Source organism: Cytobacillus sp. MT66 (assembly GCF_058792595.1).
In genome coordinates this window covers 56161-69203 of the sequence record NZ_JBXAFB010000012.1, presented here as the reverse complement: position 1 = coordinate 69203, position 13043 = coordinate 56161, and the positions used below count along the sequence as shown (strand labels likewise).

Here is a 13043-nt window from a genome sequence, read left to right as displayed (position 1 = left end):
ACTACTCCGTTTCCAGCGGAACAAATGGTCCAATAATTAATGATTCTGCTGGTGTATCAAAGATTGAACTTTGCTGAATCGTTTCTGCATCGCCAACGATTAATACGGAGGAGCTGGATACCCCAATCACCCTGATGCTTCCGACACAAAGCTCCCGATTATAGACTTGAAAATTCATTCATTCTTCAACCCTTTCATGTTTTCAGGCAGATTTTGCATAAAAGTGTGGACCCCATTTTGAATTTCTTGCTTTAATTGATTGATAATGTTTTCAATTAAAGCATCCTGTTCCTGATCATTTCGGGAAGTATGCGGGATTTGCTTGAGATGGTGGCTGATTCTGTTTGGCAGCTGTCTGAGAATGTCATCCCTGATAAAGTCAACGCAGGATGGATCGGCTGTAATATCTAACTTTTGCTCTGCCTCTGCAACAATTTTAGGCAGATTGCTTTCTAAAAATTCCCGGATCGCATCTTCAATTTTGATTGTTCTTTGCATAAGATTTTCAGGTGAAAAAGGCGGGGTATGAATCTGATTATTGCCCACCGCAAAATCCTCGATGTTTTCCAAATCAGAAGGATTTAATCCAATATTCAAGGTACCTTCAAGTGTTTCAACCTTAAGCTGATCAAACTTATATTCAATTGTATCGATATTAATCGCAGGCCGGGTTTTTAAGTTTTCTGTTTCCGTTTCAAGCAGCTGTATTTTTTTCTCAAGTGCCTGAATCCTCTGTTCCTGATAGGAGATAAAATGATGCAGCTGCTGAAGATAAGAATAAATATCCATTTTACAAACACCGCCCTTTTTTTGACTTTCGTTAAGATGTAGACGTTAAAGGAACCTGAGGTGACTGAAGCAAATCGGTTGTAATAATATCCGAAGCTACAGGAGCCGGCTTGGTAAATCCCCCAGTGTTATATAAGTGTGAGCTTGGTTTAATGATTCCTGCACTGCCAATCTGCAGAACGGATGAATTGGTAACACCGCCAATTTTAATATAATGAATATGAATGGATTGCTGTATATAAAAATTCATAAATAATCACCTTTATTATGCATTTAATAAATTCCCTTGATCAAAGGTATCCACATCAAAGGTATTGGTTGAGCTTTGATGGTTATTTACCTGAAGGCCATCTCCGGTATTAAATGAACCGGCACCGGCAAAAGTTTTTGCACTTGAAATGGGCATTATTTTATATACATCCCCAATATTAAAAACCCCGCCATTCCCTATAGATAATACTTGAGCGACTCCGACTATGGCTGGCATAAATAAAAACACCCTTTTTTAGAAATTCCTAGTTACATCGTATGTCTCAAAAGAAGGATTGTGATTAGAATGCCTAAATTGACTTTACAGCTTTATTTAATTAAGTTATTCTGATTTGAGATGTGAAAAATTGAAATTTTTGGAAACGGGAGAACCGTCCCCATGTTTCTATGAGGAGGATTTATGAACCAAATAAGACCTGTTCAAGAGAAGGAAAGGATTATTTCTTTAGATATGATGAGGGGATTTGCTATTCTTGGCATTTTCCTTGTAAATATGCTGTCTTTCCACTCGCCATACCCGTATTTGAATCCTGAAAAGTGGTGGGGGGGACCCGCAGATCAGGCTGTCTATTCACTGATTGATATTTTTGTGCAGGCAAGTTTTTATACTCTTTTTTCTTTATTATTTGGCTATAGTCTGGTCATTTTTCGGGAGAGAGCTATTTCAAAAGGTTTGCCATTTCGGACAATGGCTGTCAGAAGGCTGTTAATGCTCTTGATTATTGGGATGATCCATGCATTTTTCATTTGGCATGGCGATATTCTTATAACCTATGCATTGATGGGTTTTTTATTTCTGCTATTTATAAAATTAAAAGGAAAGAGCTTACTAATAATAGGAGCTTGTATTTATATCATTCCAAATGTGCTCCTTGTTATGCTGCTTGCGGTTGCGGTCCTCTTTGATCCCACTGCATCATCAGAGCCTTTATATGATCCGCAGTTGGCCAGTGAAGCTCTTGCAAACTATCAAAATGGCACTGTTTCAGCGATTTTCAGGCAGAGATTTAACGATTGGTATATGGCGAATAATCTTGCTTCCTTGCCTCTTATGATAATCTCTATCCTCCCATTATTTTTAATAGGAGGAGGGGCAGCAAAGCTGCAATGGCTAGAGGCGCCAAAAAAGCACTGGAGATGGCTGCGATTCCTTATGATATCTGGGCTTGCAGGAGGAATGGCTTTCAAGTTAGTGCCTTATATTTTTGGACAAAACTTAGCAACCGACTATATGCAGGATATTTTTGGCGGGCCCCTGCTTGCTATTGGATATGGGTTGGGTATTGCTCTTCTTGCCGAAAAGATAAAAATGAAAAAGATACTTTCTCCTTTCTCCTATATTGGCAAGCTATCAATGAGCAATTATCTTTTTCAGTCGATTATCGCAACCTTCATTTTCTATCATTATGGTTTAGGATTTTACGGAAAAGTTTCCGTATTAACAGGAACGATCCTAGTAATCCTTATTTATCTTTTGCAAATAGTGCTGAGCAGACTATGGATCAGCCGCTTCTATTACGGGCCGGTTGAGTGGGTTTGGAGAAGCTTTACTTATTTCAATCTGCCAAAATTAAAGCGGGATACAAAATCACTGGGGCAATAATTAAGGATCCTGAGGCCCTATCCGTATATTTTTTTCTATCAATATAGACCAAAAAACTGTATAATTTAGAATATTACTAAAACATATTTTAGCAAAAGGATGGGATGTTCATATGAAATTCGTAACTGCTGAATGGAATGGAGAAGCCTTTGTCGGAGTAATGGACAAGGATGATAGAAGAGTTCTGCCAATTGGACAAGCCAGTGAAAAGCATTTCGGAAATAATACTTTTCCTGCAACACTGGCAGAGTGTATTGCATTGGGAGAAAGTTTTACAGAAAAAGTACATAGTTTGCTTGAAGCTGACAATGAGGAGCTATATGTACCGGTTGATTCAGTAAAATTGCTGGCTCCAATTCCGCGTCCATCCAAAAATATTTTCTGTGTTGGAAAGAATTATGCCGATCATGCCATTGAGATGGGAAGCAAGGATGATATTCCAGAGCATGTCATGGTATTTACTAAGTCACCGACAACAGTCATTGCTCACCAGGATAAGGTGATGCACCATGCAGATGTAACGAATGAGCTTGATTATGAAGGGGAGCTTGCGGTTATTATTGGTAAAAAGGGAAGAGGCATTAAAAAGGAAGATGCACTTAACTATGTCTTTGGCTACACCATTATTAATGATGTGACAGGCAGAGATCTGCAAAAGCGCCATAAGCAGTTCTTTATTGGAAAAAGCCTTGACACAACCTGCCCGATGGGTCCATGGGTCGTTCATTCCTCAGCTGTTGGAAATCCAAATAATCTAGACATTCAGACAAAAGTAAATGGGGAAGTAAGACAGCATTCTAATACAAAACACTTTATTTTCCCAGTTGACGAAGTAATCTCTGTTTTATCTAAAGGCATGACACTTGAACCGGGAGACATTATTGCAACAGGCACACCTGCGGGAGTTGGAAAAGGCATGAAGCCGCCGCGTTTCCTTCAGCCAGGAGATGTTGTAGAAATCACTGTCGAAAAAGTGGGAACACTTTCAAATCAAATAGAGGGTTAATTTAAAAAGAGTCTGGTCCTTTTTGCGAGAGAAGATGCTTGAATCCGCTGAAAAGGACAGGCTTTTTAATTTGTCACAATATTGTCATACACGAATTCTGCCAGACCCTTTCCTTTAGTATTTTTATTTTGGATATGGTATGATGTATTCGATTTGAAGTTAAGTTAAGGAGGATATTTAATGATTCACGCTCACATAACGACATGGCTTTTAGCAATTATTCTTTTCTTTGTAGCTCTTGGCTTACATAAAGGCGGAAAATCAAAAGGTTTAAAAGTCGTCCATATGACTTTAAGGCTGTTCTATATTTTAACTATAGGCACAGGCATATGGATTTTAAGCAGCCTGCACAGTATTGATTCCTTATATATGTTAAAAACGATTGTTGGTATTTTGGTGATTGGCATGATGGAAATGATTCTGGTGCGTGCGGTAAAAGGGAAGAATACAGGAATGTTCTGGCTGCTATTTATTGTATTCCTGATAGCTGTTCTTTACTTAGGATTTCATGTTCTTCCGCTGACTTTCCTTACTTAATTCGTCAAAATTCGTCATTTTTCCAGAAAAAGCTGCATTAATGGGCAGCTTTTTCTTTTTTTTATGTTAAGTTGGCAAAATTTATGTTATTTTTATCTTAATATCTTAATGAAAAATAAATGGTGGGTTCATCGGATGACACAAGATAATGAGAAAAGCTTGCAGGATCAGTTCCTTGAGCTTAAAGAGCGCCTTATGGTATCTGAACAATACTATCAATCTCTTTTTAGTTATATAAATGATTTTGTATATAGTATAGAAGATAAACTTGCCGAACTGGCTAATTTTGACCATGATACAGGGCTGCCTAATCGTATGCGTTTAACTAGACAGCTGGAAAACATGCTTAAAGTGGCCAAGGCCAAAGATAGGCAGCTTGCTGTTCTTTCTATTGATATGGATCGCTTCAAAATGATTAATGATAGCCTTGGCCATTTTGCTGGGGATATTATCTTGAAAGAATTGGCCTACAGAATTGAAAAAGTGCTCCCAGGCGGGGCATACATAGGCAGGTTTGGCGGGGACAAATTCACTGTCATATTATCAAAAGAAGTAAAAATAGAAGAGGTTATGAAAACCTGCAAGCCTATCTTAGAGGAAATTGCTAAATCCATCATTTTTGATGATCATGAGTATTTTATAACAGCTAGCATAGGTGTCAGCTTTTATCCTAATGATGGAAGAGATGTCCATGTACTCCTAAAAAACGCTGATGTCGCGGGTAATCGCTCGAAAGCGCAGGGAGGAAACAGAATTACGTTTTTCTCCACTGAAATGAATGAGCAGGTTTCATCAAGGCTTGAGATGGAAAGTTATTTAAGAAGAGCGATTCAAAAGGGCGAATTTTATTTAATGTTCCAGCCCTTAATTGATCTGCATACAGGAAGGGTATTTGGAAGTGAGGCATTAATCCGCTGGAACCATCCATCACTTGGCACTATACCGCCGGCTGACTTCATTCCGCTCGCAGAAGAAACAGGGTTGATTAAAGAAATTGGAAGCTGGGTTCTAAAACAGGCGTGCAGGCAGAATAAGGAATGGCATCTTCTTGGCCATGAGGATTTGTCAGTAGCTGTGAATGTATCGGCCTATCAATTTCAGCAGCCCGGTTTTTTAGATGATGTGAAAAATGCATTGGCAGAAGCTGATCTAGAACCGAAATATTTAACGCTGGAATTAACGGAGAGCACGATGCTCCATAATGTCGAATACAGCATTTCAGTTATGAAGGCACTGCAGGATTTTGGCGTAAAAGTCTCCATAGATGATTTTGGTACAGGCTACTCATCGCTTAGCTATTTAAAGAATTTGCCGATTAATACATTGAAGATTGATCGGTCATTTATTAATAATCTTCGAATTGATACGTTCGATGTTGCCATTGTCAAAGCGATTATTACAATGGGGCAGGGCTTGGAAGTGAAAGTTTTGGCAGAAGGGGTAGAAACAAAGGAACAGATGGATCTTTTGAAGGAACTGAATTGTCATTATGCACAAGGTTTTTATATCCATAAACCATTGACCTCAGCTGATTTTGAAGAAGGACTTCATACTAAATAAAAATCGGCCATAATCATCTGCACGAAAGGTTTGCTGCAGAAGATTATGGCCATTTTTTCTGTTTAGGAGGAAATCTTTTCAATTACCATCCTTTTTCCGCTATTTAATGTGAATTCAAAACGATCATTCGTCTTCTCATAGTAATTAAAATGATGCTGTACATTGCAGATATGTTCCTGATTATCAAAAACGATGAAATTTACTCCGCTCTTTCTTTTGCTGCCTCCAAGGAACGCAAGCTGATTGTAGCAATAAATACAATCATAAACGGAAAAATCCATGGAATTTAAGGTGGTTACAAATTGAAAAAATGCATCGTCCGACATGTCATTTAATAATTTTTCCAATGATAAAACAAGAAGCTTGCGGATGCGGATGGTATCCTGATCTTTCAGAAGAATAATTTCATCATTTGCGGTAAGTTTTCCTTCCTCAAATAATGTTCCTTTTCTCCATCGTTTAAATCGAAATATCTCAATTTCCTGGTGGAGGAATTCATCTAATAATGAAGCTTCTTCAGTTTCTTTATCAAAAAATACCCATTGATCATTTATATATTCAATGGTCCCTTCATTAAATGCACGGGATTGGTAATCTATAAGTTTCGTTCGCTGCTGCCTATTCATACAATACCTCCAATTGCTGCACTCAATATCTTTCTAGACATTTTTCATAGTATTTAAACCAAACAGGTGGCTTAATTACTTAAAGAAAATTTAGTGAAAATCTCCCTATTAAAGGATATTCTGTGAAAGGGTTTTCTGATACAGAATCGTATTCCCAAAATGGTATTTGTGATAATAGCACAGAGATTTCACATATTATTGTTTGACGGAAAATGAATTAAAGGCTAATCTAAAAGAGTTGTAAAAAGGACGTTTGCAGGAGGTGCTCTTATGAAAAAAGGGCTGCTGTCTATCATATTAATCCCTTTTTTGTTTATATACGCTCTGCCGGCAGGGGCAGCCGATCCTAATGATCGGAAATGGCAGGATGAATCGGTTTATTTTTTAATGGTGGATCGCTACAGCAATGGGAATACGGATAATGATTATCATGTGGATTCGTTAGATCCAGACGCTTTTCATGGCGGGGACTTTGAAGGGGTCATCGGAAAATTGGACTACATAAAAGATATGGGCTTTACGGCCATCTGGCTTTCGCCTATTTTTGATAATGCTGATAAAGGATATCATGGGTATTGGGTCAATGACTTCCGCAGCACAGAAGAGCATTTTGGCACACTGGACGAGTTCAAGACCCTAGTGGATCAAGCCCATAATAAAGGGATAAAGATTATCCTGGATTTCCCTGTTACACATATTTCTGACACACATCCTTGGGTGACGGATGAATCAAAGAAGGACTGGATCCTTTCAGAAAAGGAAACAGAAGCGGACGGTCCCGAACCGTTTGACTCAAGCTGGCTGAACGGGCTGCCTAAAGTGAATCTAGATCATAAAGAGGCAGGGGACTATTTAATTGAAACTGCCAAATGGTGGGTGACTGAGACAGATATCGACGGTTTAGTCATTGATGAGGTAAATAAAACTCCAAATAGTTTTTCTTCCGAATTATCCAAAGAAGTAAAAGGATTAAAGGATAGCTTTTATCTGTTAGGAGAAATACAGACAACCGATGCAGAAACAATTGCCCAGTCTCAAGGTAATGGAATGGATGGGTTTATTGACTATCCGCTTGCAAAGGTGTTAAGACCTTCGTTTTCGGAGGTTGACCAGCCTTTAACTCAATTGATAGATGCAAAGGAAAAAAATATGAAGCTCTATTCTGACCCTTATTTAATGGGGACCTTAATGGATGATCATAAAACTTTCCGCTATACGAGAGATTCAATTACGAAAAACCAGCATCCGGGACCAAGATGGAAACTTGCTTTGACCTATCTTTACACAACTCCAGGCATTCCGATTGTTTATTATGGCAGTGAAATTGCTTTAGATGGGGGCTTTGGAACAGATAATCACAGGCAAATGGATTTTCGGACAGATAAGGAGCTTGTTGATTACATTACAAGTCTTGGCGAGTTAAGAAATAACTTCCCTAGCCTAACCAGAGGTCAAATGGAGATTCTTGGTGAAAAGGAAAATTTAATTGTTTATAAACGAACATATGAAAATCAAACTGCTGTTATTGCGATAAATAATAGCTCAGAATCCCAAAATATTGCTATTGATGCGGATAAGCTGGCAAAAGATAAGGAGATTAGAGGACTTTTATCTGATGATCTTGTAAAAGAAGAAAACGGCCAATACCAGCTATTCCTTGACAGAGAAGAGGCGGAAATTTATCTGCTTGCTGAAAAATCAGGGTTAAATATCCCGTATGTCATCGTTTCAATTCTTATTTATGGAGCATTTATTGGCTTTATCTTTTACCTTTGGAAAAGATCAAAAAAACAGCGTGCGAACGAATAGAAAAAAGGGGCTGCTTATCTTGCAGCCCCTTTTTGATTACCAGCATATACGCTTTTTATCTATAATTCACAAACTGAACATCCACAGTCAGGTCAGCTTCCTTGACGGCAGCAATGACCGTTTGCAAATCATCTCGGTTTTTGCCTGTTACGCGAATTTGATCATCTTGAATTTGGCTTTTCACCTTTAATCCGCTGTTTTTGATAAGGGTATTAATTTTCTTCGCATCTTCTTTATCGATGCCTTGAGCGATTTTCGCCCGCTGTCTCACTGTACCTCCAGATGCACCCTCGATCTTTCCGTAATCAAGATTTTTAATAGGCACACCTCTTTTAATCAGCTTGCCAAGCAGGACATCCTTAAGCTGGCCGAGCTTGTACTCATCATCTGAAACAAGAACAAGCTCTTCCTTATCAAGGGATATCTGGCTTTTACTGCCCTTGAAATCATAGCGGGTCTGGATCTCCTTCATGGCAATATTTATTGCATTTGTTACCTCAGAAAAATCAACTTTGGACACAATATCAAATGAGCTCTCTTTTGACATAAACCTGCCTCCTCCTTCACACCTAATAGCAGAGTTTCACTTATGCTTTAAATTATAGTAAAATATAGCAGTCCAGACAACTAAAGGGAAATATATGGATTTGAAAAATAAAGGAGATTTGTTAACGATGGCATTACATGATTTGATTGGACGAGTAGCCAATCTAAAAGTTGAAAGAATAGCCGAATTCGGCTGCTTTCTAACTGACGGTACAAACGATGTATTATTACATAATAACGATACAGACATGAAACTGGAAGTAGGGCAGGAGGTAGACGTTTTCCTTTACACAGACTCGCAGGGGAGAATTGCTGCCACAACTACTATTCCTGACATTACGGCAGATACCTATGGATGGGCTGAAGTCAGCGACATAAAGCAAGGTATCGGCATCTTTATCAATATTGGCATAAACAAGGACATGCTTCTAGGCATAGATGACCTGCCTGTTCACCGCGAAGTTTGGCCTGAAAAAGGGGATATGCTTTACATTACCCTAAAGGTGAATAAAAATAACCGAATCTATGTCAAGCTTGCCACAGATCCAGTTATTGATGAAATATCTGTAAAGGCTCAAAGAGAAGATTTTAACAAAAATATTCATGGATTTATATATAGAACAGCAAAAGTCGGTAGCTGGATTCTTACAGCTGAAGGCTTTAAAGGGTTTATTCATAAATCCCAGAGGAAAACTGAGCCTAGGCTTGGTGAGAAGGTAGAGGGAAGAATCGTTGATGTCAAACAAGACGGAACTATCAATGTCTCTTTGGCACCGCGAACGCATGAGGCCCTTGACGAGGATGCTGAGGCTATCCTTACTTATTTGAATTCCCGCAATGGAGCAATGCCTTACAGTGATAAAAGCCAGCCTGAAGACATAATGGATCGTTTTCATCTAAGCAAGGCTTCATTTAAGAGGGCACTTGGCAGACTTATGAAGGATGGGAAGGTCTATCAGGAGGACGGCTGGACCTATATCAAAAAGGACCAATAAAAGGGCAAGCATGGCGCTTGCCCTTTTTTAAGTCATTTATAGGTGATCTGTCTTTTTAGAATATTGATTTTTCCCGGCTTTGCGGTTTTTTTCGCGCATCATGTTTTTTTCATGGCGCAATGCATTATTGTCCTTTGCTTTCTTGTCATTATCAGAAGTATGTGACATAGTTAAAAGCTCCTTTCTCCTTTTTACATTGCACCATGTATTGTTTGTAATAAAGGAAAAAGTATACCCGTGAACAAAGGGGCAAAATCAGCGCAGTTTTATTAAAAACCCCTGTAAAATTTCGCCGTTGGTTTCCACTCCAGGCGCTACGCGCACCTTAGGGCGGTTCGGGAGCCTCCTCGTCGCTAACGCTCCTGCGGGGTCTCCCCTGAACACGCTTCTCCCGCAGGAGTCTTCGCGCCTTCCGTTCCAACCAACTAAGTTATTAATCAACATTTCCCATTATCACAGTTTATTTAAAAAGAAAATCGCAATGGTGCCAGATCCTGTGTGTGCACCGATGGCAGAGCCGATCGAGGAAATATAAAACTCCTTCACACCTAGCTTTTCAGCGATCAGTTCTTTCATTTCGTTTGCCATATTTTCATCATCAGCATGGCTGATGCCAACTATTTGGCTTTCGAGTGAATCTCCTCTTTCTTTCATAACTTCAATAATACGGTTGAAAAGCTTCTTTTTCCCCCGATGTTTTTCAAGAGGGACAAGCTTTCCATCTTCTACATTTAATAGTGGCTTAATATTCAGCAAGCCGCCTAAGAATGCTGATGCCTTTGATACGCGGCCGCCTTTTGCAAGATAATCAAGATCTTCAACAGTAAATAAATGCTCCATATGCTTGCAGCGAAATTCAATATCCTGCAGTATCTCTTCTTTTGAAGCCCCTGCATTGGCCAGTTTTGCAGCTTCCAACACAATAAGGCCATAACCAAGGGAAGCACATTTAGAGTCAATAATTATCAGATTAAAATCTGGGTACTTTTCTTTGACCTGATTACTGATCATAACGGCGGTCTGATAGGTACCGGATAGTTCTGAAGAAAAAGCTATGTATATGCCATCCTCATTCTTTTCGGCCAGCTCTGTAAATGCTTCCTCAAAAAGATGCGGGGAAACCTGTGAGGTCTTCGGGACCTTGCCCTCTCTTATGGCTTGATATACTTGTTTTGAATCTATTGTTTTCACATCTTCATATTCGTTTCCGTCTATTTCAACCTTTAAGGGAAGAAGGGTCACATGATTCTCTTCATAAAAGCTTAAAGGCAAGTCACATGCGCTGTCAGTTAATATTTTTACTGACATATCAACACCTGCTTTCACAATTTCTTCCTTTAAGTTTATAGAATTTATGGTAATAAGACAATAAAAAACGCTATGAAGAGCACAGATGCTATGTATAAGAAAAGGACTGCAGTCACATGCTTTTATTGAGGAAATTTGCTAACATCCGGAGGGATTGCATGCTTCACAGCTTTTTAACCCTGTTACTAATAGCGGCATTTTGGCCTTTTCAAACAAATGAATCGCATAAACCTTTTGAAAATAAAGGGATGTACAGCCAAGCAGAAGCGGGAAATCCAATCTTTCAGAATATAAAAGTAAGTGGGGGAAAAGGGGAATACCATATATCTGGAGAGGCACGTCCGATAAATGGTGAATTCTTTTATATGATTGAAGATGGCCATAATGAGTTAGTGACAATAAAAAGAGTTAAGACTGACTTCTTGTATCCGGCATGGTCTAATTTTCAACTGAGTGTCAAAGTTAAGGCCCCATTGAAGGGAACATTAATTTTATGCCTTTTTGAAAAAGGTGCTAACGAAAAAATCATTCATTCTTTGCCGATTGTCCTAGAAAAAAGTTAAGACAGGGGTCTAGCCCCTGTCTTATTAGCCTTTTAGGGAAAGGTTATCAAGCTCTTCCTGCATTTGACTTAACTGGCTTTGTTCGGCCCGTGTTGAATTGGCGAATGCTGAACTAATAGCATTTTGCGCTTTTTGAAATGCCATTTGCTGCTCATCAGCACCAGTATTTTTTGCCAAATCAACAAATCGTCTTGCATCTTGAAATAGCCTGTTTCCCATATTTAAACTCCTCCAAGAGAAGATTCATTCACATTCTTTAACTTTTCAGCCTCAGCTTCAGCATAAGTACTGTGATATGGGATACGCTCAGCGTGTTTTGAAACTGCATCTACACCCTGTTGCACAAATCGTTTAGATTTACTTCGTCTGCCCATTCGAATCCCCTCCATTTGAAGTTTGAAACAGCTATCCCGCTGTCTCGTTTGTTAGTATGCTCTGCCTTAATTATTTTACAAAAGGAGGTTATTGGATATTATTTTAGGTTCAACAATTCCTTTAAATAAAGTGCAACCCCATCTTCTTCATTTGTCAGTGTTACATGATTGGCAATGGATTTGACTTCATCAATAGCATTGCCCATAGCAATACCATGCCCAGCATAATCAAGCATCTCAAGATCATTGTCTTCATCACCAAAGGCAATAATCCTTTTTGCCGGAATGCCGTAATAATCAGCAGCCTTTTTAAGCCCGCCAGCCTTACTTAAACCGGCCTTCACTATTTCAATGACAGGCCATGGCGCTCCCCAGCTTCTATGATTGATAACTTCCGCATGAACGGCCGAAAGATGATCTCGGATAGATTTTACATCGTTCTCGTCCGTGTGGATAAGCAGGCTAGTTGGAGAATCATTCAATAAATTACGCAGATCTCCTGTTGTTACATTCGGCTCGCCAAATCCAAATATTTCAAGAAGCTTTTTGTCCTGATAATGAAAATATACATCATCAATAACCTCAGCGATGATATTATGAAAGCGAAAAGAAGTGCATGCCTCCACAATTTCTTTAGCAACATCTATTTCAAGCGGAGAATGATACATGCCCCAGTTTTTATCCTTTGGATGATGAACAAAGGCACCATTAAAATTGACAATTGGCGTATCCAGATTCATTTCATGATAATAGGTTTCGCTGGAACGGAATGGCCTGCCGGTTGCAATCATAACCACATGACCTTGTTCTCGTGCTTTTTGGATAATCTTTTTTGTGCTTTCTGAAATGGTCTTATCATCCTTTAATAAGGTACCGTCAAGGTCTAAGGCAATTAAATGTTTTTCTGGCAAAATGTTCACACCCTTTTTTATAATATTTAACCAGCAATGAAGGCACAATGCTTATTGCTTGGGAAAAAATGGTCTAACATGGTACACTATCAATGATATTTAACAATAATGAATGGATATGAACGTTAGTTTTAGACTATATCCAC

Annotated in this window: 18 protein-coding genes; 7 read left to right on the top strand and 11 right to left on the bottom strand. The window is 38.9% G+C overall.

Features of this window, described 5'->3' with window-relative positions; all coding sequences use genetic code 11:
• Position 1: 1 nt before the first annotated feature.
• Genes AC1Q59_RS19085 through AC1Q59_RS19070 form a run of 4 tightly spaced genes read right to left on the bottom strand, consistent with a single transcriptional unit; the run spans position 2 to position 1276 of the window.
• The gene (locus AC1Q59_RS19085; RefSeq protein ID WP_492367456.1) at positions 2-178 is read right to left on the bottom strand and encodes a spore gernimation protein GerPD; all 177 of its coding nucleotides are present in this window, start codon (positions 176-178) and stop codon (positions 2-4) included.
• Positions 175-789 (bottom strand): spore germination protein GerPC, encoded by a 615-nt coding sequence (gerPC, locus tag AC1Q59_RS19080; protein WP_492367455.1) that lies wholly within the window; start codon positions 787-789, stop codon positions 175-177. Before gerPC ends, AC1Q59_RS19085 begins: the two co-directional genes overlap by 4 nt.
• Before the next feature lie 31 nt (positions 790-820).
• Positions 821-1039, bottom strand: a complete 219-nt coding sequence (locus AC1Q59_RS19075) for a spore germination protein GerPB (protein WP_492367454.1) — start codon at positions 1037-1039, stop codon at positions 821-823.
• Between the two features lie 15 nt (positions 1040-1054).
• Positions 1055-1276 (bottom strand): spore germination protein, encoded by a 222-nt coding sequence (locus tag AC1Q59_RS19070; protein ID WP_492367453.1) that lies wholly within the window; start codon positions 1274-1276, stop codon positions 1055-1057.
• A gap of 183 nt (positions 1277-1459) precedes the next feature.
• Between AC1Q59_RS19070 and AC1Q59_RS19065 the strand changes: the two genes are divergently transcribed.
• The 4 genes from AC1Q59_RS19065 to AC1Q59_RS19050 all read left to right on the top strand — a co-directional run bounded on the left by AC1Q59_RS19065 (position 1460) and on the right by AC1Q59_RS19050 (position 5765).
• Complete coding sequence (locus AC1Q59_RS19065; protein ID WP_492367452.1) at positions 1460-2662, top strand: DUF418 domain-containing protein; 1203 nt, start codon at positions 1460-1462, stop codon at positions 2660-2662.
• Between the two features lie 112 nt (positions 2663-2774).
• Positions 2775-3668, top strand: coding sequence for a fumarylacetoacetate hydrolase family protein (locus tag AC1Q59_RS19060; RefSeq protein WP_492367451.1), 894 nt, complete (start codon positions 2775-2777; stop codon positions 3666-3668).
• Positions 3669-3848: 180 nt separating this feature from the next.
• A complete protein-coding gene (locus AC1Q59_RS19055) occupies positions 3849-4205 on the top strand; it encodes a YisL family protein (protein ID WP_492367450.1) in 357 nt (118 codons plus the stop codon).
• A gap of 135 nt (positions 4206-4340) precedes the next feature.
• Positions 4341-5765 carry a putative bifunctional diguanylate cyclase/phosphodiesterase gene (locus tag AC1Q59_RS19050; RefSeq protein WP_492367449.1) on the top strand — a complete coding sequence of 475 codons (1425 nt, stop codon included), beginning with the start codon at positions 4341-4343 and terminating at the stop codon, positions 5763-5765.
• A gap of 62 nt (positions 5766-5827) precedes the next feature.
• Here AC1Q59_RS19050 and AC1Q59_RS19045 read toward each other — a convergent pair whose 3' ends face one another.
• Positions 5828-6391, bottom strand: coding sequence for a DUF2777 domain-containing protein (locus AC1Q59_RS19045; protein ID WP_492367448.1), 564 nt, complete (start codon positions 6389-6391; stop codon positions 5828-5830).
• A 270-nt stretch (positions 6392-6661) separates the two neighbouring features.
• Between AC1Q59_RS19045 and AC1Q59_RS19040 the strand changes: the two genes are divergently transcribed.
• Positions 6662-8200, top strand: coding sequence for an alpha-amylase family glycosyl hydrolase (locus AC1Q59_RS19040; RefSeq protein ID WP_492367447.1), 1539 nt, complete (start codon positions 6662-6664; stop codon positions 8198-8200).
• A 55-nt stretch (positions 8201-8255) separates the two neighbouring features.
• Here the strand turns inward: AC1Q59_RS19040 and AC1Q59_RS19035 are convergent, their stop codons facing one another.
• Positions 8256-8747 (bottom strand): YajQ family cyclic di-GMP-binding protein, encoded by a 492-nt coding sequence (locus AC1Q59_RS19035; protein WP_492367446.1) that lies wholly within the window; start codon positions 8745-8747, stop codon positions 8256-8258.
• Between the two features lie 127 nt (positions 8748-8874).
• Here AC1Q59_RS19035 and AC1Q59_RS19030 point away from each other — a divergent pair, with 127 nt between their 5' ends.
• A complete protein-coding gene (locus tag AC1Q59_RS19030; RefSeq protein ID WP_492367445.1) occupies positions 8875-9741 on the top strand; it encodes a CvfB family protein in 867 nt (288 codons plus the stop codon).
• A 36-nt stretch (positions 9742-9777) separates the two neighbouring features.
• On the opposite strand, the gene AC1Q59_RS19025 is transcribed toward AC1Q59_RS19030, so the two are convergent.
• Positions 9778-9909, bottom strand: a complete 132-nt coding sequence (locus AC1Q59_RS19025; RefSeq protein WP_492367444.1) for a DUF3941 domain-containing protein — start codon at positions 9907-9909, stop codon at positions 9778-9780.
• A 285-nt stretch (positions 9910-10194) separates the two neighbouring features.
• Positions 10195-11049, bottom strand: a complete 855-nt coding sequence (locus AC1Q59_RS19020) for a DegV family protein (protein WP_492367443.1) — start codon at positions 11047-11049, stop codon at positions 10195-10197.
• Positions 11050-11207: 158 nt separating this feature from the next.
• Here AC1Q59_RS19020 and AC1Q59_RS19015 point away from each other — a divergent pair, with 158 nt between their 5' ends.
• Positions 11208-11612 carry a Gmad2 immunoglobulin-like domain-containing protein gene (locus AC1Q59_RS19015; protein ID WP_492367442.1) on the top strand — a complete coding sequence of 135 codons (405 nt, stop codon included), beginning with the start codon at positions 11208-11210 and terminating at the stop codon, positions 11610-11612.
• 24 nt (positions 11613-11636) lie between these two features.
• Here AC1Q59_RS19015 and AC1Q59_RS19010 read toward each other — a convergent pair whose 3' ends face one another.
• The 3 genes from AC1Q59_RS19010 to AC1Q59_RS19000 all read right to left on the bottom strand — a co-directional run bounded on the left by AC1Q59_RS19010 (position 11637) and on the right by AC1Q59_RS19000 (position 12897).
• Positions 11637-11831 carry a DUF3813 domain-containing protein gene (locus AC1Q59_RS19010; RefSeq protein WP_492367441.1) on the bottom strand — a complete coding sequence of 65 codons (195 nt, stop codon included), beginning with the start codon at positions 11829-11831 and terminating at the stop codon, positions 11637-11639.
• Positions 11832-11833: 2 nt separating this feature from the next.
• On the bottom strand, positions 11834-11986 hold the full coding sequence (locus AC1Q59_RS19005) for a hypothetical protein (protein ID WP_492367440.1): 153 nt from the start codon (positions 11984-11986) through the stop codon (positions 11834-11836).
• A 98-nt stretch (positions 11987-12084) separates the two neighbouring features.
• Positions 12085-12897, bottom strand: a complete 813-nt coding sequence (locus AC1Q59_RS19000; RefSeq protein WP_492367439.1) for a Cof-type HAD-IIB family hydrolase — start codon at positions 12895-12897, stop codon at positions 12085-12087.
• Between the last annotated feature and the right edge of the window lie 146 nt (positions 12898-13043).

What these genes read in the sequence shown, in the direction of transcription:
- AC1Q59_RS19050 (WP_492367449.1), top strand. Translation starts at nt 4,341, where the DNA reads ATGACACAAGATAATGAGAAAAGCTTGCAGGATCAGTTCCTTGAGCTT.
- AC1Q59_RS19020 (WP_492367443.1), bottom strand. Translation starts at nt 11,049, where the DNA reads ATGTCAGTAAAAATATTAACTGACAGCGCATGTGACTTGCCTTTAAGC.
- AC1Q59_RS19025 (WP_492367444.1), bottom strand. Translation starts at nt 9,909, where the DNA reads ATGTCACATACTTCTGATAATGACAAGAAAGCAAAGGACAATAATGCA.
- AC1Q59_RS19030 (WP_492367445.1), top strand. Translation starts at nt 8,875, where the DNA reads ATGGCATTACATGATTTGATTGGACGAGTAGCCAATCTAAAAGTTGAA.
- AC1Q59_RS19045 (WP_492367448.1), bottom strand. Translation starts at nt 6,391, where the DNA reads ATGAATAGGCAGCAGCGAACGAAACTTATAGATTACCAATCCCGTGCA.
- AC1Q59_RS19040 (WP_492367447.1), top strand. Translation starts at nt 6,662, where the DNA reads ATGAAAAAAGGGCTGCTGTCTATCATATTAATCCCTTTTTTGTTTATA.
- gerPC (WP_492367455.1), bottom strand. Translation starts at nt 789, where the DNA reads ATGGATATTTATTCTTATCTTCAGCAGCTGCATCATTTTATCTCCTAT.
- AC1Q59_RS19055 (WP_492367450.1), top strand. Translation starts at nt 3,849, where the DNA reads ATGATTCACGCTCACATAACGACATGGCTTTTAGCAATTATTCTTTTC.
- AC1Q59_RS19010 (WP_492367441.1), bottom strand. Translation starts at nt 11,831, where the DNA reads ATGGGAAACAGGCTATTTCAAGATGCAAGACGATTTGTTGATTTGGCA.
- AC1Q59_RS19005 (WP_492367440.1), bottom strand. Translation starts at nt 11,986, where the DNA reads ATGGGCAGACGAAGTAAATCTAAACGATTTGTGCAACAGGGTGTAGAT.
- AC1Q59_RS19085 (WP_492367456.1), bottom strand. Translation starts at nt 178, where the DNA reads ATGAATTTTCAAGTCTATAATCGGGAGCTTTGTGTCGGAAGCATCAGG.
- AC1Q59_RS19070 (WP_492367453.1), bottom strand. Translation starts at nt 1,276, where the DNA reads ATGCCAGCCATAGTCGGAGTCGCTCAAGTATTATCTATAGGGAATGGC.
- AC1Q59_RS19035 (WP_492367446.1), bottom strand. Translation starts at nt 8,747, where the DNA reads ATGTCAAAAGAGAGCTCATTTGATATTGTGTCCAAAGTTGATTTTTCT.
- AC1Q59_RS19015 (WP_492367442.1), top strand. Translation starts at nt 11,208, where the DNA reads ATGCTTCACAGCTTTTTAACCCTGTTACTAATAGCGGCATTTTGGCCT.
- AC1Q59_RS19065 (WP_492367452.1), top strand. Translation starts at nt 1,460, where the DNA reads ATGAACCAAATAAGACCTGTTCAAGAGAAGGAAAGGATTATTTCTTTA.
- AC1Q59_RS19060 (WP_492367451.1), top strand. Translation starts at nt 2,775, where the DNA reads ATGAAATTCGTAACTGCTGAATGGAATGGAGAAGCCTTTGTCGGAGTA.
- AC1Q59_RS19075 (WP_492367454.1), bottom strand. Translation starts at nt 1,039, where the DNA reads ATGAATTTTTATATACAGCAATCCATTCATATTCATTATATTAAAATT.